The 17,048-nt window shown below is 64.0% G+C and carries 17 protein-coding genes; 10 read left to right on the top strand and 7 right to left on the bottom strand.

What is annotated here, in order from left to right; all coding sequences use genetic code 11:
- Positions 1–12: 12 nt before the first annotated feature.
- The 3 genes from phoU (at position 13) to AC04PT_RS03415 (ending at position 2,764) form a co-directional block, all read left to right on the top strand.
- Entirely contained in the window at positions 13–732 is a 720-nt protein-coding gene (gene phoU, locus AC04PT_RS03425) for a phosphate signaling complex protein PhoU (protein WP_482872104.1), read from the top strand.
- Positions 733–735: 3 nt separating this feature from the next.
- A complete protein-coding gene (gene phoB, locus AC04PT_RS03420; protein ID WP_482872103.1) occupies positions 736–1,425 on the top strand; it encodes a phosphate regulon transcriptional regulator PhoB in 690 nt (229 codons plus the stop codon).
- 85 nt (positions 1,426–1,510) lie between these two features.
- Positions 1,511–2,764 (top strand): NAD(P)/FAD-dependent oxidoreductase, encoded by a 1,254-nt coding sequence (locus AC04PT_RS03415; RefSeq protein ID WP_482872102.1) that lies wholly within the window; start codon positions 1,511–1,513, stop codon positions 2,762–2,764.
- 9 nt (positions 2,765–2,773) lie between these two features.
- On the opposite strand, the gene AC04PT_RS03410 is transcribed toward AC04PT_RS03415, so the two are convergent.
- Positions 2,774–4,306: a hypothetical protein gene (locus tag AC04PT_RS03410; RefSeq protein ID WP_482872101.1), complete on the bottom strand. Its 1,533-nt coding sequence runs from the start codon at positions 4,304–4,306 to the stop codon at positions 2,774–2,776.
- A gap of 358 nt (positions 4,307–4,664) precedes the next feature.
- Here AC04PT_RS03410 and ilvD point away from each other — a divergent pair, with 358 nt between their 5' ends.
- Both ilvD and AC04PT_RS03400 read left to right on the top strand, forming a co-directional pair.
- Positions 4,665–6,500, top strand: coding sequence for a dihydroxy-acid dehydratase (gene ilvD / locus AC04PT_RS03405; RefSeq protein WP_482872100.1), 1,836 nt, complete (start codon positions 4,665–4,667; stop codon positions 6,498–6,500).
- A gap of 160 nt (positions 6,501–6,660) precedes the next feature.
- A complete protein-coding gene (locus AC04PT_RS03400) occupies positions 6,661–7,422 on the top strand; it encodes a helix-turn-helix transcriptional regulator (RefSeq protein ID WP_482872099.1) in 762 nt (253 codons plus the stop codon).
- A 383-nt stretch (positions 7,423–7,805) separates the two neighbouring features.
- Here the strand turns inward: AC04PT_RS03400 and tsf are convergent, their stop codons facing one another.
- From tsf to pyrH, 3 genes are all read right to left on the bottom strand, one after another.
- Complete coding sequence (gene tsf, locus AC04PT_RS03395; protein ID WP_482872098.1) at positions 7,806–8,681, bottom strand: translation elongation factor Ts; 876 nt, start codon at positions 8,679–8,681, stop codon at positions 7,806–7,808.
- A gap of 107 nt (positions 8,682–8,788) precedes the next feature.
- Positions 8,789–9,664 carry a 30S ribosomal protein S2 gene (gene rpsB / locus AC04PT_RS03390; protein WP_482872097.1) on the bottom strand — a complete coding sequence of 292 codons (876 nt, stop codon included), beginning with the start codon at positions 9,662–9,664 and terminating at the stop codon, positions 8,789–8,791.
- 232 nt (positions 9,665–9,896) lie between these two features.
- Positions 9,897–10,643: a UMP kinase gene (gene pyrH, locus AC04PT_RS03385; protein ID WP_482872096.1), complete on the bottom strand. Its 747-nt coding sequence runs from the start codon at positions 10,641–10,643 to the stop codon at positions 9,897–9,899.
- Between the two features lie 40 nt (positions 10,644–10,683).
- Between pyrH and miaA the strand changes: the two genes are divergently transcribed.
- The 3 genes from miaA to thpR all read left to right on the top strand — a co-directional run bounded on the left by miaA (position 10,684) and on the right by thpR (position 13,241).
- Positions 10,684–11,646: a tRNA (adenosine(37)-N6)-dimethylallyltransferase MiaA gene (gene miaA / locus AC04PT_RS03380; protein ID WP_482872095.1), complete on the top strand. Its 963-nt coding sequence runs from the start codon at positions 10,684–10,686 to the stop codon at positions 11,644–11,646.
- Positions 11,647–11,718: 72 nt separating this feature from the next.
- Positions 11,719–12,672 carry an AraC family transcriptional regulator gene (locus tag AC04PT_RS03375; protein WP_482872094.1) on the top strand — a complete coding sequence of 318 codons (954 nt, stop codon included), beginning with the start codon at positions 11,719–11,721 and terminating at the stop codon, positions 12,670–12,672.
- A gap of 8 nt (positions 12,673–12,680) precedes the next feature.
- Positions 12,681–13,241 carry an RNA 2',3'-cyclic phosphodiesterase gene (thpR, locus tag AC04PT_RS03370; protein ID WP_482872093.1) on the top strand — a complete coding sequence of 187 codons (561 nt, stop codon included), beginning with the start codon at positions 12,681–12,683 and terminating at the stop codon, positions 13,239–13,241.
- Positions 13,242–13,297: 56 nt separating this feature from the next.
- Here the strand turns inward: thpR and AC04PT_RS03365 are convergent, their stop codons facing one another.
- Positions 13,298–13,891 (bottom strand): lytic transglycosylase domain-containing protein, encoded by a 594-nt coding sequence (locus AC04PT_RS03365; RefSeq protein WP_482872091.1) that lies wholly within the window; start codon positions 13,889–13,891, stop codon positions 13,298–13,300.
- Between the two features lie 172 nt (positions 13,892–14,063).
- On the opposite strand from AC04PT_RS03365, the gene ssb reads away from it, so the two are divergent.
- On the top strand, positions 14,064–14,564 hold the full coding sequence (gene ssb, locus AC04PT_RS03360) for a single-stranded DNA-binding protein (protein ID WP_482872090.1): 501 nt from the start codon (positions 14,064–14,066) through the stop codon (positions 14,562–14,564).
- Positions 14,565–14,652: 88 nt separating this feature from the next.
- Here ssb and AC04PT_RS03355 read toward each other — a convergent pair whose 3' ends face one another.
- A complete protein-coding gene (locus AC04PT_RS03355; RefSeq protein WP_482872089.1) occupies positions 14,653–15,063 on the bottom strand; it encodes a SufE family protein in 411 nt (136 codons plus the stop codon).
- A 119-nt stretch (positions 15,064–15,182) separates the two neighbouring features.
- Between AC04PT_RS03355 and AC04PT_RS03350 the strand changes: the two genes are divergently transcribed.
- Entirely contained in the window at positions 15,183–15,704 is a 522-nt protein-coding gene (locus tag AC04PT_RS03350; protein WP_482872088.1) for a hypothetical protein, read from the top strand.
- 105 nt (positions 15,705–15,809) lie between these two features.
- Here the strand turns inward: AC04PT_RS03350 and rnd are convergent, their stop codons facing one another.
- Positions 15,810–16,967 (bottom strand): ribonuclease D, encoded by a 1,158-nt coding sequence (gene rnd / locus AC04PT_RS03345; protein ID WP_482872086.1) that lies wholly within the window; start codon positions 16,965–16,967, stop codon positions 15,810–15,812.
- Positions 16,968–17,048: the final 81 nt, after the last annotated feature.

Below are 17,048 nucleotides of genomic sequence, written 5' to 3'. Positions count from 1 at the left end.
GGAGACCCTGTCATGAAAGAACATATCGCCAGCGCCTTCGACCGCGATCTCGAAGGTATTCAGGCCCAGATCATGAAGATGGGCGGCATGGTCGAACAGGCCATCCGCGACGGCGCCAAGTCGCTTGAAACCCGCGACGAGGAACTCAGCGAACAGGTCCGCCGCGGCGACAAGGTGATCGACGCACTGGACGAGGAAATCCACGAAGCCGCCGCCCGCGTCATTGCCCTGCGGGCACCCACCGCGATCGACCTGCGGGTCATCCTGTCGGTGATGAAGACCTCCAGCGACCTCGAGCGGATCGGAGACCTCGCCAAGAACATGGCAAAGCGCAATTCGGTCCTGACCCATCTGAACGCCATCGAAGGCACCACCGCCGCGCTGCGCCGCATGGCCCGCGAGGTCGAGGCGATGCTGAAGGACGCGCTCGACGCCTATATCCAGCGCGACGCCGCGCTGGCCCGCGACGTGATCCTGCGCGACCGCGACGTCGACCAGATGTACAACGCCACCTTCCGCGAATTCCTGACCTTCATGATGGAAGACCCGCGCAACATCACCGCCTGCATGCACCTGCATTTCATCGCCAAGAACATCGAACGCATGGGCGATCATGTGACCTCGGTGGCTGAGCAGGCGGTCTTCCTCGTCGAAGGCGAAATGCCCGAAGCGCGCCAGAAGGGCGATCAGACCTCGGTCGACAAGTCGCTCTCGCCCCAGACGGGCGGCTAGGCCATGTCCGCCGAACAGCCCACTGTTCTGGTGGTCGAGGACGAACCGGCCCAGCGCGAGGTGTTGTCCTACAACCTCGAAGCCGAAGGCTTCCGGGTCAGCCGCGCCGAGGACGGCGAAAAGGCGCTGCTGCTCGTCGAAGAGGAAGCGCCCGACATTATCGTGCTGGACTGGATGCTGCCAAATGTCTCGGGGATCGAGGTCTGCCGCCGCCTCAAGTCGCGGCCTGAGACCCGGTCGGTGCCCGTGATCATGCTTTCGGCCCGCTCTGAAGAGGTCGACAAGGTGCGCGGTCTGGAAACCGGTGCCGATGACTACGTGGTCAAACCGTATTCGGTGGTCGAACTGATGGCCCGCGTTCGTGCGCAGTTGCGCCGTACCCGTCCGGCGACCGTGGGTGAGCGGCTGGAGTACGAGGATATCGTGCTGGACGCCGAAAGCCACAGGGTGACCCGCGACGACAAGCCGTTGAAACTGGGCCCGACCGAGTTTCGCCTGCTCAGCACTTTCATGGAAAAACCCGGCCGGGTCTGGACCCGCGAGCAACTGCTCGACCGTGTCTGGGGCCGCGACATCTATGTCGACACGCGCACCGTTGACGTGCATATCGGCCGGCTGCGGAAGGCACTTTGCCAACACGGCGGCGGTGATCCGCTGCGGACGGTGCGCGGCGCCGGTTACGCGCTGGGCTGAAACGCGCCTTGTCCGCGCCGTCGCGCTTTCCAGCGAAGGCGCAGTCACGCTAGGCTGTGCTCCGGACACCACAACCGGGGCACAGATGATACCGTCGGCCAACCTCTGGGAGCAAACCGCGCAAGAGCGGTTTTCGGCGCCGCACCTCGACGGCGCGATGGAGGTCGATATCGCAATTGTCGGCGGCGGCTACACCGGGTGCTCCGCCGCGCTCGCGGCTGCCGGTCAGGGCGCGCGGGTGGCCTTGTTGGAGGCCAAAACCGTCGGCCACGGCGGATCGGGCCGGAACGTCGGATTGGTGAACGCCGGGCTCTGGCTGCCGCCCGATGCGGTGCAGGCCCGCCTCGGGCAGGCGTATGGCGAACGCTTGAACACTGCCTTGGGGCAGGGCCCGGACCTGGTGTTCAGCCTGATTGACCGGCATGCCATAGCCTGCGAGCCACGGCGATCCGGAACCCTGCACTGTGCGCACGCCCCGCGTGCCATGCCCGGTCTGGCTGGCCGACAACGCCAGTGGGGGACGCGCGGCATCGACCTCGACCTGCTCGATACCGATGAGGCGCAGAGGCGCACCGGAAGCAGGGCCATCCACGGTGCGTTGTTCGACAGCCGCGCAGGCACCATCCAGCCCTTGGCCTACCTCCGCGGACTTGCCCGCGCTGCTGTGAGCACCGGCGCGCAAATCTCTGAAAATTCGCCCGTTTCAAGGGTTGAGCGTGTCGGGGACTTATGGCGCCTCAGCACCCCCTCCGGTGAGGTCACCGCAGATCAGGTGCTGTTGGCAACCAACGCCTATCACCGATCCTTCGCCGGTCTGGAACGCGCCGCAACTGCAACAGCGTTCTACTTTCAGGTCGCTTCGGAACCACTTGATTTTCAGCACATCCTTCCCGGCGGCGAAGGGTGTTGGACGACCGCGCCCATCATGACGTCATTCCGTCGTGACGTGGCCGGCCGGCTCATCATCGGCGCAATGGGCCTGCCGGAGAAAGGCGGTAGGATGCATCTGTCGTGGCTGAGGCGGCAGTTGGCCCGCCTGATTCCTGCGGCTGCCGATGTGTCGCTTTGCGGCCAATGGTCTGGCCGGATCGCGATGAGCCAAGACAAGATACCCAAGCTGGTGCATACGGCCCCCGGCGTCTACGCGCTCTTCGGCTACTCCGGAAGGGGCATCGCGCCGGGCACTGTCATGGGGCAGGCGCTTGGGCTTGCGATGGCAACCGGGGATCACTCGAAGTTGCCCCTGCAAACAATTGATAAATATCAAGAACACTTCTGTAGTTTGCGAGGAGTGTTCTACGAGGCCGCTGCTCGCGCCGCGCACATGTTCGACCGTTAGAGGCCTGCCTCAGAAGTCCAGGAACTTGGCGCTTGCATAGCCCTCGGTGCCGTCTTCGGTGGTGATCTTGAACCACATCCAGTTCTCGAACACGCAAGAGCCCAGTGCGTCCCGATCGAACGGTTCATTGGCGTTAGCCGCCTCGCACAGCGCCGCGCATTCCGCGTGATCCTCGTGAGTTGTATCCGGTGAGGGTGTGCTCGGAATCTCGTGAACCGACCCCAATGGCAGCTCGCCAACCTTCGCGGAGGTCACACTAGGTTCGGCGCGCAACGATGTGTAATTGTTCACGTTTATGACCTCAGCTTCACCATCTTCGGACAAGCAGGGCGTGGGTCGTGTCAGCGCATCTTCCTCTTCCGGAATTGCACTGCCGTCCGCCAGAGCGGTCAGTGCCGTCTCGGCCGGAAACATTGCGAGGGCAGGGATCGGCGCCCAGAGATAAAGCAGATCGGGATCGCGGCAGTCGTCCGGCCCGATGCCGCTGTCCTCGTCGCCCCGGTAGCCACAGATCAAAGGCAGCGCCGCTCCGCTGTCGAGCCCGGCCACGGTAGCCGAGCATTCAAACGCATCGCGGCTGGCGAACAGAAGGTCATACCGGTCGCGGACGGCACCGCCGGCGGTCCAACTCGACACCGAAAGGTCGAAAATCTCGTCGTTGCGCTCAAAGGGCACTTGGCCGCCCGCCAGTCTTTCCGGCCAGATCGTCAGGTTCTGGCAGGCGTGAAAGAAGGCGCGGTCCGACAGGGACGGGGTTTCGAACCCGGTGACGTTGATGCCCCAGCGTCCAGCCTCGTTGACGGTATCGATCTCGATCCGTTCACCTTCGCTCAGCGTCCGGATCATCTCAACGAGGTCGGCGTCAATATACGGACGCGGGGTCTCGGGCCGAGGTCGGGTCGCAAGCGCCTGAAATCCAAGCATCTTCTGTACAATCGCATCACTGTCTTCCGGGGGTGCCTCGAGGACCGGTCGAGTAAAGGCCAGCGTGGCGTTGCCGTGCATCTGCCTGTGTGTCAACCCGCCGATCTGGCCTTGCGCCGCAGTGCCGAACATGAAGACCAATGCGCATTCATCGGTGCAGCTTGCCCCCTCCGGGACCACGGTTCCGATATTGTTGACAGTAAGATAACGGGCAATATTCATGCTCTCCGTGAAGTCCCCGCCAGAGCTGTCAAGACACAGGGTCTTCCAGCGACCGTCATCCTCCAAAATCCAGGTTTCGGGTTGTTCAAACGCAACTTCGGCAAGCGCCTCCGCATCGCCTTGGGTGATTTCTCCGCTAAGCGTGGCAAGGCATGTACCGGGATCGCCTGGGCCGATCTCGGCCGCCGCAAGGGGCGCGGCGGTTGTCATAAAGACGGTCAATAGGTGCCAATGACGGGCCAAGGTGCGCATGAGATGCTTTCTCCTGTAAGCCGTGCCGGAAGCGTACCGCGCAGGCACACCGGCAATCAAGCGAAGACCTCCAGACGCTGCCGGTCTGCCGTTCTTTTGCGGCGGCTTCGGCCCGGCAGCTTCGGAAATCGAAGTGGTTTTCACTCACATAGCCGGGCCGGGCTGACGGTCCAGTCACACGGACCCACATTGGAGTTTCCGGGTTGCCTTCGTCGTCCGATCGGCATTACGCGTCGCGCGGCCATATGCGTGGCGACGGGTTCCAGTGCACACTTCTCAAGGCTTGCATTTTCTCAGGGGTGGAGGGTGAAACAGTGCTGCAAGACCCAAACCATGGCAATTGCGTACATCTTGTAATCGGTATTATGTGAAGTATGTATGGCCGTCACACCAGCGATATAGCCCCTTGGCGGCTTCTCTGACACGATGATTTGCGCTTGTGCCCCTTGCGTTCGACCAGTGAATATTGTTCCTGTGCGCCACAGCTTCGGAGGATCCCCACATGCCGCACTACCGTTCCAGAACCTCGACCCACGGCCGCAACATGGCCGGTGCGCGCGGCCTGTGGCGTGCGACCGGCATGAAGGACGATGACTTCGGCAAGCCGATCATCGCCATCGTGAACTCCTTCACCCAGTTCGTGCCCGGCCACGTCCATCTGAAGGACCTCGGCCAGATGGTCGCGCGCGAGGTCGAGGCCGCCGGTGGCGTCGCCAAGGAGTTCAACACCATCGCGGTCGATGACGGCATCGCCATGGGCCACGACGGCATGCTCTACAGCCTGCCGTCGCGCGAGGTCATCGCAGACAGCGTCGAATACATGGTCAATGCCCATTGCGCCGACGCTATGGTCTGCATCTCGAACTGCGACAAGATCACCCCCGGTATGCTGATGGCCGCGATGCGCCTGAACATTCCGGCGATCTTCGTCTCGGGCGGCCCCATGGAGGCCGGCAAGATCGATATCGAAGGCCTCGACATGAAGAAGATCGACCTCGTCGATGCCATGGTCGCCGCCGCCAGCGATACGATGACCGACGCTCAAGTGCAGCACATCGAGGAAAACGCCTGTCCGACCTGCGGGTCGTGCTCTGGGATGTTCACCGCGAACTCGATGAACTGCCTGGCCGAGGCGCTGGGGCTTGCGCTGCCCGGAAACGGCTCGACACTGGCCACGCACGCCGACCGCAAGAACTTGTTCCTGCAGGCCGGACGTCAGATCGTCGAGATTACCAAGCGTCATTACCAGCTTGAAGAGAAAGGCTTTCTCCCGCGCGAGATCGCCACTTTCGAAGCCTTCGAAAACGCCATGAGCCTCGATATCGCAATGGGCGGGTCGACCAACACCGTGCTGCACCTGCTGGCCATTGCCCACGAAGGCGATGTCAACTTCACCATGCACGACATCGACCGGCTCTCGCGCAAAGTGCCGTGCCTGTGCAAGGTGGCGCCCAACATCGAGAACGTGCACATGGAGGACGTCCATCGCGCCGGCGGGATTTTCTCAATTCTCGGAGAGCTTTACAGGGCGAACCTCCTGCACGGAGACCCGGCGACGGTGCACAGTTCCACCATGGCCGAAGCCATTGGACACTGGGACATCAAGATCGCCAACAATCCCGAGGCCGAGCAGCTGTTCAAGGCCGCACCCGGCGGCGTCCGCACGACCGAAGCCTTCAGCCAGTCCAACCGCTTCAAGGAGCTCGACACCGACCGCCAGTCGGGCGTGATCCGGTCCAAAGAACACGCCTTCAGCCAGGACGGCGGTCTCGCCGTGCTGTTCGGCAACATCGCCGAGGACGGCTGCATCGTGAAGACCGCGGGCGTCGACGACAGCATCCTGAAATTCACCGGATCCGCCTATGTCTGCGAAAGCCAGGACGCGGCTGTCAACGACATCCTGACCGGCAAGGTCAAGGCAGGCGACGTGGTGGTCATCCGCTACGAAGGCCCGCGCGGCGGCCCGGGCATGCAGGAGATGCTGTACCCGACGAGCTACCTGAAATCGAAGGGTCTGGGCAAGGAATGCGCGCTGCTCACCGACGGACGGTTCTCGGGCGGCACCTCGGGGCTGTCGATCGGCCACGTCTCGCCCGAGGCAGCCGAGGGTGGCGCCATCGGTCTGGTCGAACACGGCGACACCATCGAGATCGACATCCCGAACCGCACCATCCACCTGGCGGTCGACGATGCCGAACTGGCGCACCGCCGCGAACAGCGCGATCAGAAAGGCTGGCACCCCGAAAAGCCGCGCAAGCGCAAGGTTTCGACCGCGCTCAAGGCCTATGCCAAGCTGGCGACATCAGCCGCACGCGGCGCGGTGCGCATGGTCGACTGACCTGCACGGGCGGTCAAGTGCCGGCCGCCCTGCCCTTCGGCACCTGCATTTCTCTGGACAGATCTGCGTGTCGCTGTCTAACTATCGGACAGCCAACACCTATTGCAGGTTCAGCCACGGTGGGCCTCCGCCCATGCCGGCGCCCGCAGGAGCCGTCCAGATGACCGATGCCCTTACCAGCTATCTTCTCGATCTGACCAACGCGCGGTCAATCGAGGTTCTGTGGGACATGCACACCCGCAAGATGGCTGATTACGGCTTCGACCGTCTGCTCTACGGCTTCACCTATTACCGGACCGAGACCTCGCTCGGCGATCCCAACGATTTCCTGATGCTGACCAATCACGAGCCCAGCTACACAGAGGAGTTCCTCGGCGGCGAGCTCTACAAGAACGCGCCGATGACCCGCTGGGCGATGGAGCATGAGGGCGTCGCAAGCTGGCGCATGGTTCAGGAACTTGCCGAACAGGGTGCGCTGACAGATGAGGAACTGGCCGTCGTCCAGTTCAACCGCAAGATGGGCGTCACCGCCGGCTACACGATTTCGTTCAAGGCCGTATCGCTGCGGTCCAAGGGCGCAATCGCGCTGACCGCACGCCCCGAGTTGTCGCAAAGCGATGCCGATGCGATATGGGCGAAACACGGCGAAGACATTGTGATCATGAACAATGTCGCTCACCTCAAGATCCTCACCCTGCCCTTCACTGTCGCTGGAAAACCCCTGACCCCGCGCCAGCGCGAGGCGCTTGAATGGGTCGGTGACGGCAAGACCACTCAGGATATCGCACTGCTGATGGGCCTGACCGCGGCGACGGTCGAGAAACACCTGCGACTCGCGCGTGAGGCGTTAAATGTCGAAACCACAGCTCAGGCGGTGCTCAAGGCGTCGTTCCAGAACCAGATGTTCGTGCTCGATCTCTGATACGCTGACCCTACGTAAGTTCGTTAACGGATTTTTCACAATTCAAAGCGCTTTGAGCGGCATGCCGCGGCTAAGGTAGGGAAAACCGGACTTCATAACGTTACGGAAATGGTGCAGTCTGAAGATGTTCCGTGAGTGGTGGCAATTCAGCCAGGGAACGTCAGGACAGTGTCCCTTGGGATTTCAAGGCTCCGCCGTCCTGCCCGGGTAACCGGAGGTCGGTCCGAGGTGAATATTCCCGCGTCGGACCGGCCACCTGGGCCGCTCTGTCTCATCCCCATTAGTCCGGGGTGGTCCAGTCAAAAAAGCGGAGCTGGTGGTCGCAACCAGCTCCGCATTTTTTTGTCTTGTCGGTCCCGCAACACGCGCGGGACCAAGGGATATCAGCCCTGAACCGCCTTGGCGACTTCAGCTGCGAAATCCTCTTCCTTCTTCTCGATGCCTTCACCGACCTCCAGACGGACATAGCCGGTCACTTCGACACCGGCGTCCTTGGCGGCTTCGGCCACGGTCTTGTCGGGGTCGACGACGAAGGCCTGGTTTAGCAGGGTGACTTCCGACATGAACTTCTTCATGCGGCCGACAATCATCTTCTCGATCACCTGCTCGGGCTTGCCGGATTCACGGGCGATGTCGATCTGCACATTGCGCTCTTTCTCGACAACGGCCGGGTCGAGGTCATCCTCGGACAGCGATGTTGGGTTTGCGGCGGCGATGTGCATCGCGACCTGCTTGCCGAAGGCTTCGTTGTCACCCGACAGCGCCACTAGGACGCCGATCTTGCCCATGCCCGAGGCAACGGCGTTGTGCACGTAGGACACCACCGAAGTACCGTCGAGCTTTTCCATGCGGCGCAGCGACATGTTCTCGCCGATCTTGGCGATCTTGTCGGTCAGCGTCTCCGAAACGGTGCGGCCGCCCAGGTCGGCGTTGGCCAGCGCGTCAAGATCGTCTGCCTTCAGCGCGGCATTGGCGATGTCGGACACCATCGACTGGAACTCGGCGTTCTTGCCGACAAAGTCGGTTTCCGAGTTCACTTCGACTGCGACACCGGTGCCACCTTCGACGACGACGGCGACAAGGCCTTCGGCGGCGGTACGGCCGGATTTCTTGGCGGCTTTCGCCAGGCCCTTGGTGCGCAGCCAGTCAACGGCGGCGTCCATGTCGCCATCGGTCTCGGTCAGCGCCTTCTTGGCGTCCATCATGCCTGCGCCAGTCATTTCGCGCAGTTCTTTCACCTGCTTGGCGGTAATGGCCATGTCAGATCTCCTTAAAGGATTGGGGCCGGGATCGGCCCGGAAAGATTGGGGCCGGGGGCAGCCACGCCGCCCCCTCAGATATCACAGACGTGAAGCTGGCGTGACGCTCAGCCGTCTGCCTTCTCGGACTTGGCTTCCGGCTGGTCCAGGTCGTAGGGCGCGTCCTTGGCCTTGACGTCGTCCGCCTTGGTTTCTTCCGACGGGTTGCCGACGACGGTCTCGGTCACGGGCTCTGCGGCCGCTTCCTCTTCCGGGGCGTCTTCCATGGCGCCGATGTCGACACCGGCCGCACCCAGCTGGGCCGACATGCCGTCAAGCGCCGCGCGCGAGGCCAGATCGCAGTAGAGCGCGATGGCACGGGCCGCGTCGTCGTTGCCGGGGATGATGAAGTCCACGCCGTCGGGCGAGCAGTTGGTATCGACAACGGCGACGACCGGGATGCCCAGCTTGTTGGCTTCCGCCACTGCCAGCGCTTCCTTCTTGACGTCGATGACGAACAGCAGGTCCGGCACACCGCCCATTTCGCGGATACCGCCGAGCGAGGCGTTCAGCTTGGACTGGTCACGCTCCATGCCCAGACGCTCTTTCTTGGTCAGGCCCTCGGCGCCACCTTCCATCTGCTCGTCGATTGACTTCAGACGATTGATCGACTGCGACACGGTCTTCCAGTTGGTCAGCGTGCCACCGAGCCAGCGGTGGTTCATGTAATACTGGGCACATTTCTCGGCCGCTTCCGCGACCGGCTGTGCCGCCTGGCGCTTGGTGCCGACAAACAGCACCCGGCCGCCCTTGGCGACGGTTTCGCGGATCGCCTGCAGCGCCTGGTCCAGCATCGGGACGGTCTGCGTCAGGTCCATGATGTGGATGCCGTTGCGCGCGCCGTAGATGAACTCGCCCATGCGGGGGTTCCAGCGTTGCGTCTGGTGGCCGAAGTGAACGCCAGCTTCCAGCAGCTGACGCATGGTGAACTCGGGAAGAGCCATGCTTTCTTTCCTTTCCGGTTTATGCCTCGGTGCGGGGAGAGAAGCGGATTGCTTCAACCGGTGGACGCGATGGGGATGTCTCCCCCAAAGGCCCGCCCGCACCTGCGGATTAGTGGCGCGCGTATAGACCGGTTGGCGTAGGGGCGCAAGGGGCAAAGCCACGGCTGCCCAGGGGCGCCGAAATCTTCAAAAGATTTCGGACCGCATTCTTTCAAAGAATGCGGTGAAGCCGCTATCCACCCACCTTCGTATAAGTCCCCTGCCCCGCAAGAATTCCCCGGAAACCGCCCGGCTCGTCCAGCGAGAACACGATGATCGGCAGGTTGTTGTCCCGTGCCAGCGCAATGGCGGAGGCATCCATGACGCCAAGGTACTTCTGCAAGACCTCGTCATAGCTCACCGTCTCATAGCGCTTGGCATCGGGGAATTTCACCGGGTCCTTGTCGTAGACCCCGTCCACCTTGGTGCCCTTGAAGATCGCCTCGCAGGACATCTCGCTTGCTCGCAAAGTCGCCGCCGTGTCGGTGGTGAAATAGGGGTTTCCCGTCCCGGCGGCAAAGATGCAGACCCGCTTCTTTTCCAGGTGGCGCACCGCGCGGCGGCGGATGTAGGGCTCGCAGACCTGGTCCATCGGAATCGCGCTGATCACCCGCGTGAACACCCCGAGTCCCTCCAGCGCCGATTGCATCGCCAGCGCGTTCATCACCGTGGCCAGCATGCCCATGTAGTCGGCCGTCGTCCGCTCCATTCCCTGGGCCGAGCCCTGAAGCCCTCGGAACACGTTGCCGCCGCCGATCACCATGCAGATCTCGACGCCCATGTCGTGGACCGACTTCACCTCCTGCGCGATGCGCTGCACCGTCGGCGGGTGAAGACCGTAGCCCTGGTCGCCCATCAGCGCCTCGCCCGAGATCTTCAGCAGAACCCGCTTGTAGGTGGTCTTCGGCGCGTCGGCATCGACCGTGATATTGTCAGGCATGGTGTACTCCGGTAGGGGCTGGGCTTGAGTTGGCGGCAAAATGTCGGAAAACACGGATCAGTTCAATGCGCCATTCACCTCGAAACCCGGCGTCAAGCAAGACCGGGGCCGCGCCATGCCCTCGGTAATCGGCACCCTCTCGCCAGAGTTGCCGGTGCTTATCGCCGGACCGACCGCAAGCGGCAAATCCGCGCTGGCGCTCGAGATCGCCGAAACCCAGGGCGGCGTCATCGTCAATGCCGACGCGATCCAGGTCTTCGAAAACTGGCGCGTCCTGACCGCCCGTCCCGGCCCCGAAGACCTTGCGCGTGCGCCGCATGCCCTTTACGGCCACGTGCCCTGGGATGGCGCATATTCCGTCGGCCACTGGCTCCGCGATCTGGAGCCGGTCCTCGCAGGACGCGCGCGGCCGATCATCATCGGCGGCACCGGGCTCTATTTCGCGGCCCTGACCGAAGGTCTCGCGTCGATCCCCGGCACGCCGCACGACATCCGCACCGAGGCCGACCAGATTCGGCGAACCCGCGGGCACGAGGCCTTTCTACCCGAGATCGACGCCGAGACCCTGTCCCGGATCGACCAGCGCAACCCGATGCGGGTCCAGCGCGCCTGGGAGGTGCAGCGCGCCACCGGGCGCGGCCTCGCCGCGTGGCAGGGCGACACACCGCCCCCGCGCCTGCCCCTTGCGCAGACCCAGCCGCTGCGCGTCGATGCCGACCGCGACTGGCTGAACGAACGGATCGCGCGCCGCTTCGACCTGATGCTGGAACATGGCGCGCTCGACGAGGTGCAGCAGAACCTGCCGCGCTGGAATCCGGAGCTGCTGAGTTTCAAGGCGATCGGCGCGCCCGAGCTTGTCGCCTATGCACATGGCGAAATCCCGCTTGAGCTTGCGCGGGAAAGGGCCACCGTCGCCACCACCCGATTTGCCAAACGCCAGCGCACATGGTTACGGTCCCGCATGGGGACGTGGCAAGGCGTGCCGGCGGCGCAACTCGGCTGAAAACGTGCCGCCGGGCCGAACCGCCGCCCTTCGGGCGCTTGCCAAGACCGCAGTGGTGCGGCACTCACGGCGATGCGCGGCCGTACAGGCGGCAGGGACAGGGGCGACAGGAACGTGACAGTGCAACAGCCTGACCGGATGGCAATGTCCGAGGCAACCCGGGCCATGCCCCTGCGCGTGGTGACGCTGGCGCAACTGGCCGCCGGCGGAGCCTGGCAGGTGACCCTGCCACATGCGCGCCGCGACCACCTGTTCATCTGGATCACGCGCGGTCAGGGCCGGGTCACCATCCGCGGGCTGCGTCGCGGTATCGGCATCAACAACGTCCTCTATCTGCCTCCGGGCACACAGTTTTCGCTTGAAACCGGGTCCCAGTGTTTCGGACAGGCGCTGATTTCGGACAGCGGCGCCCCGCTCTTGCCCGACACCCCCCAACACCTGCGGATCCGCGACGTGACAGCGCAAGGCGAACTGAGCAGCATCGTCGAGACGCTCCAGCGCGAACAGCAAATCATGCGCCCCTTCCAGACCGAGGCGCTGCTGGCCAAGTTCAACCTCGCCGCCATCTGGCTGCGCCGTCAGATGCTGACGATGGATGAGCAAACCGACAAGGTCTCACCGGCGCTGCAAGGCAAGGAGACCGCCGGCCAGCGGCTTAGCCGCGCTTTCGCAGACCTGATGGAGGCCGAGTTCCGCTCCGGGCTGAACATGGCCGATTACGCCGAAAGGCTCGGGGTCACGCCAACCCACCTGACCCGCGTGTGCCGTGACAACTCGGGCCTGACCGCCGCCGACCTGATCACCCAGAGGGTGCTGCACGAAGCGCGCATCCTGCTGGCGCAGCCGGTGCCGGCAATTCAGGATGTGGCCAGCCAGCTCGGCTTCGGCTCCGCCGCCTACTTCAGCCGCTTCATCCAGCATCATGCCGGACAGACGCCCACCGCCCTGCGCCAGTCCGCTCAGCCGGAACCCAAGGCAAGACCTGCGGGCACCGTGCCGGTGTTTCGGCACCACGGCGGCGGCTGAGGCCGCTCTTGCGGGTTTTCGTCGCCCTGCCGGTTCCGGAAGAGGTGCAGGATCGCCTGTCGGACCTGACAGAAGGTCTGCACGCCGGCCGCAAGGTGGCCCCGGACCAGATGCATGTCACGCTGGCGTTCTTCGCCGATGTGCCGTCCCAGCCCCTCTCGGATCTGCACGACGCGCTCGACGGCATTCGCGCCTATCCGTTCGACGTCATGTTCTCCGGCCTCGACGTATTCGGCGGGTCGCGGCCCCGACTTCTCGCCGCGATGATCCGGCCTTCGCCGGAACTCGACACCCTGCACCGTGCCGTGGCGTCTGCCGCACGCGCCGCCGGGCTCACGCTGCAACGCCAGCGCTTTCGCCCGCATGTCACGCTGGCGCGCTTCGGCCCGCGCCCCTCGGCGGGACTGCTAACCGAACTACAGCACTTTCTGTCCGATATGGCCGCCGCGCCGCTGCCCGGTTTCACCCCCGATCGCCTGACGCTCACGCAGTCCATCCTCGGCGGCGGCGCTCCGGTCTACGATGATCTCGCCGACTATCCGTTCCATCCCATGCCGTGGGCGGACTGAGCCTCCCGATCCCCCAAGGGTTCGGTCCCGAACTGCAAACGATCCAGACGCCGCGCTCAGCTGCCCCAGATTACCTTGACGTAATTCCGGGTCTCCTTGTAGGGCGGCACGCCGCCGTATTTCTCGACCGCGCCGGGGCCGGCGTTATAGGCCGCCAGCGCCAGCCGCCACGTTCCGAACCGATTAAATTGCTGCTTGAGATACCGCGCCCCGCCATCGAGGTTCTGGCCCGGGTCCTTCGGGTTCACACCCAGCCTCGCGGCTGTCCCCGGCATCAGTTGCGCCAGCCCCATCGCACCCTTGTGGCTGACGGCCTTGGGGTTCCATCCGCTCTCCTGCTGCACCAGCCGCAGGAACAGGTCTTCCGGCACGCCATTGCGGCGCGCGGCCTCACGCGCCAGCGCCGAATAGACGCCCTTGTACTTGCCCGTGTAGCGCTTGGTCGGCGCCGCCTTGTCCCACTTGGTGGGCGTGACCACCTTGGGCGGCTGCAACCGCACCGAATTCTTGTATTGCTGCGAGGCACGTCGGTCCAGAACGCTGGTCTGCGACTTGAAGAGCAACACCCGCCCCTTCGAGGACACCGTCTCGGCCGACACCCCCCAAGGCAGCAAGGCCGCGACAAGACCCAAGCTCAAAAGCTTTCGCATATCCCTGTCCCCGATTATCTCTTTTCGCGCACTATACGGGAAATCTCGGATTCGGCCAGCCGGGGGGACGTTAACCAGTTTTTCACTGCCGCAAGCTGAGGTAGGGTCAGCCGGACAAACGCGCCGGATTCGCAATTCGGCACGATCAAGACAAGAAATCGGGGGGCATCACATGGCCGGGTCAGTCAACAAAGTCATTCTCATCGGAAACCTCGGGCGCGACCCGGAAGTCCGCACGTTCCAGAACGGCGGCAAGGTCTGCAATCTGCGCATCGCCACCTCCGAAACCTGGAAAGACCGCAACACAGGCGAGCGGCGCGAGCGCACCGAATGGCACAGCGTGGCGATCTTTTCCGAAGGTCTGGTGCGCGTGGCAGAGCAATATCTGCGCAAGGGATCAAAGATTTACATCGAAGGCCAGCTGCAGACCCGCAAATGGCAGGACCAGTCCGGCCAGGACCGCTATTCCACCGAGGTCGTCCTTCAGGGCCCGGGCAGCACGCTGACCATGCTTGACGGTCGCAGCGGCGGTGGCGATCAGGGCGGCGGCGGCGGTGGAGGTTACGGCGGTGGCTATGACAGCGGACCGCAGGACGATCGCTATGGCGGCGGCGGCCAGCAAGGTGGCGGGAATCCGCCGAGCCGCGACATCGACGACGAAATCCCGTTCTGAAATCCCGCTTCAGACGCGGCGGGCGGTGGCCGATCTTTCGAAAAGATCGGCCAAAATCCATCAATGGGTTTTCGCCCCGTCGCGACGGTCAGGCCGATTCCGCTGCCTGTTCCCGGATACGCGCCACCATTGCCCGCAGCCCGTTAGACCGCTGCGCCGACAGGTGATCGTTCAGCCCCAGCCGCGCCAACTCACCGCCCGCGTCGACCTTCGGCACCTCACCGATCGGCAGCCCGTCGTACAGCGCGCGCAGCACCGCGATCAGCCCACGCACGATCATCGCGTCACTGTCACCATCAAAGTGGAACTGGCCGTCGCGCGGCCGGACATGCAGCCAGACCTGACTGGCACAGCCGTCCACCTTGGTCGCAGGCACCTTCAGCGCATCGTCCAGCGGCTCCATCGCCTTGCCCCGTTCGATGACATAGCGATAGCGGTCCTCCCAGTCCTCAAGGAACTCGAAATCCTCGACGATCTCTTCGAACGCTGCGCTGGCCATGTCACCTCCGATGCATCTTATCCTCACCTAGGCATCCCGACGGCCCACGTCCAGTCGCAATCGCTTTTCAACGCGGCGCCAATGCGCTAACCCTCATGCGGAACCAACGGAGCGGCCCCATGCGCACATTGCTACTGGCATCACTGGTCACGACGATGACGCTGGGCGGCTGCGCGACGATCCGGGACTCCGCGGTCAATCCGTTCAACTGGTTCGGCGGCGGCACAACCCAGGTCGTGGTGGCCGAGCCGCAGGAGTCCGAGGTCAATCCCCTGATCCCCCGGCGCAACGCCCTGCGCAGCGCCTTGTTCAACGATGATGCCCCGCTGTATGGCGGAACGCTGGTGCAGGAAGTGACCGAACTGCACATTCGCCGCACCGTCGGCGGCGCGGTGGTCGAGGCCACGGGTGTCTTCCGCGCGCTCGGCAGCTACGACGTGCGTCTGGTCGAGCAGGACGACGGCGAGCCTTCGCTGCTGACCTATGAGTTCCGCGCCCTGCAACCCCGCTCCGGCACCGGCCTCGGCACCCAGCATGCCCGCACCGTCACCGCGGCCGTGCGGTTGACCGATCAGGATCTTGCGGGCATCACCGCCATCCGGGTCATCGCTGCCGGCAACGCGCGTACCGTCCGGCGCTGAACCGCGCGGTTCGTCCAAGATTTCCAAAAATACGACCCGTCATCCGAACCGCAAGGCCGTCCCGGACATCGTCCGGGACCTCGTGTCGCGCGCCGGCGCACATCCTCAGAGCTCAACGATCTCCACATCGTTGCCCTTGACCGTCAGCGCGATCTTGCCGTCACACAGCCGCAACGCGTCGCGCCCGAACAACTCGTCGCGCCAGCCGTGCAGCGCCGGAACGTCCCGTACGCCCGCCGCCAGCGCATCCAGGTCCGCCGAGGGCGCCACCAGCCGCGGCGCAACGCCGCCCGCTTCGGTCTTGGCCTTCAACAGCACCCGCAGCAGGTCAGCCAGTGCCGGGTTCACCTGCAACTTGTCACGGGACCGGTCCAGTTGGGGCATCTCGTCCGGCGGACAATTCATCCCCTTCTTGACCGCGGCCAGGATTCCCTCGGCGATGTCACCCCGACGCGCCTCGCGCAGCAACAGCCGCGAGCGTCCCAGATCGGCGGGCGACTGCGGCTTGGTCGAGGCCAGTTCCAGCAGCGCATCGTCCTTGAACACGCGGTTGCGCGGCACGTCACGCGTCTGGGCATAGGTCTCGCGGAACCGCGCCAGCTCGCGCACCACCGCAAGGAACTTCGGCGTCGTCGTCCGCGTCTTCAGCCGCATCCAAGCTTCTTCCGGTCGCACGATATAGGTCTCGGGGTTTTCGAGGATCGCCATTTCCTCTTCGACCCAACCCTTGCGCCCGGTCTCGTCCAGCTTCTTGGCGAGGAATTCGTAGATCTGGCGCAGGTGCGTGACATCGGCCAGCGCGTATTTCATCTGCGCCTCGGTCAGCGGCCGCCGCGACCAGTCAGTGAAGCGCGACGTCTTGTCCAGCCCCTGCCGGGCAATCGCCTTCACCAGCTTCTCATAGCCCACCTGCTCGCCGAAGCCGCAGACCATGGCCGCGACCTGGGTGTCGAACAGCGGATGCGGGATGACCCCGGCGTCGACATGGAAGATCTCGAGATCCTGCCGCGCCGCGTGGAACACCTTGACCACGTTGCCGTCGCGAAACAGATCGTACATGGGCGCCAGTGACAGGCCCTCGACCAGCGGATCGATCAGCGCGGCATTGTCGTCGCCGCGTCCGGGCATTGCCATCTGCACAAGGCAGAGCTTCGAATAATAGGTCCGTTCCCGCAGAAATTCGGTGTCCACGGTGACATAGGAATGCCGACGCGCTTCCGTGCAGAACTCGGCCAGGTCTTCCGTCGTTGTGATGATACGCATAGGCGCCTTTTCTGTTCTTCTCGCGCTCCCCGTCCGGTTGGTATACCGGTTTCCCGAAACGAAGGAAAGTCGTGCAGGCGG

The organism is Litorisediminivivens sp. KMU-197 (assembly GCF_056858395.1).
Note: the sequence above shows the minus strand (reverse complement) of the source record. Positions and strands in the feature narration are given on the sequence as shown.

Coding starts and splice junctions, on each gene's coding strand:
- phoU (WP_482872104.1), top strand. CDS start 13: ATGAAAGAACATATCGCCAGCGCCTTCGACCGCGATCTCGAAGGTATT.
- phoB (WP_482872103.1), top strand. CDS start 736: ATGTCCGCCGAACAGCCCACTGTTCTGGTGGTCGAGGACGAACCGGCC.
- AC04PT_RS03415 (WP_482872102.1), top strand. CDS start 1,511: ATGATACCGTCGGCCAACCTCTGGGAGCAAACCGCGCAAGAGCGGTTT.
- ilvD (WP_482872100.1), top strand. CDS start 4,665: ATGCCGCACTACCGTTCCAGAACCTCGACCCACGGCCGCAACATGGCC.
- AC04PT_RS03400 (WP_482872099.1), top strand. CDS start 6,661: ATGACCGATGCCCTTACCAGCTATCTTCTCGATCTGACCAACGCGCGG.
- tsf (WP_482872098.1), bottom strand. CDS start 8,681: ATGGCCATTACCGCCAAGCAGGTGAAAGAACTGCGCGAAATGACTGGC.
- rpsB (WP_482872097.1), bottom strand. CDS start 9,664: ATGGCTCTTCCCGAGTTCACCATGCGTCAGCTGCTGGAAGCTGGCGTT.
- pyrH (WP_482872096.1), bottom strand. CDS start 10,643: ATGCCTGACAATATCACGGTCGATGCCGACGCGCCGAAGACCACCTAC.
- miaA (WP_482872095.1), top strand. CDS start 10,684: ATGTCGGAAAACACGGATCAGTTCAATGCGCCATTCACCTCGAAACCC.
- AC04PT_RS03375 (WP_482872094.1), top strand. CDS start 11,719: ATGCGCGGCCGTACAGGCGGCAGGGACAGGGGCGACAGGAACGTGACA.
- AC04PT_RS03365 (WP_482872091.1), bottom strand. CDS start 13,891: ATGCGAAAGCTTTTGAGCTTGGGTCTTGTCGCGGCCTTGCTGCCTTGG.
- ssb (WP_482872090.1), top strand. CDS start 14,064: ATGGCCGGGTCAGTCAACAAAGTCATTCTCATCGGAAACCTCGGGCGC.
- AC04PT_RS03355 (WP_482872089.1), bottom strand. CDS start 15,063: ATGGCCAGCGCAGCGTTCGAAGAGATCGTCGAGGATTTCGAGTTCCTT.
- AC04PT_RS03350 (WP_482872088.1), top strand. CDS start 15,183: ATGCGCACATTGCTACTGGCATCACTGGTCACGACGATGACGCTGGGC.
- rnd (WP_482872086.1), bottom strand. CDS start 16,967: ATGCGTATCATCACAACGACGGAAGACCTGGCCGAGTTCTGCACGGAA.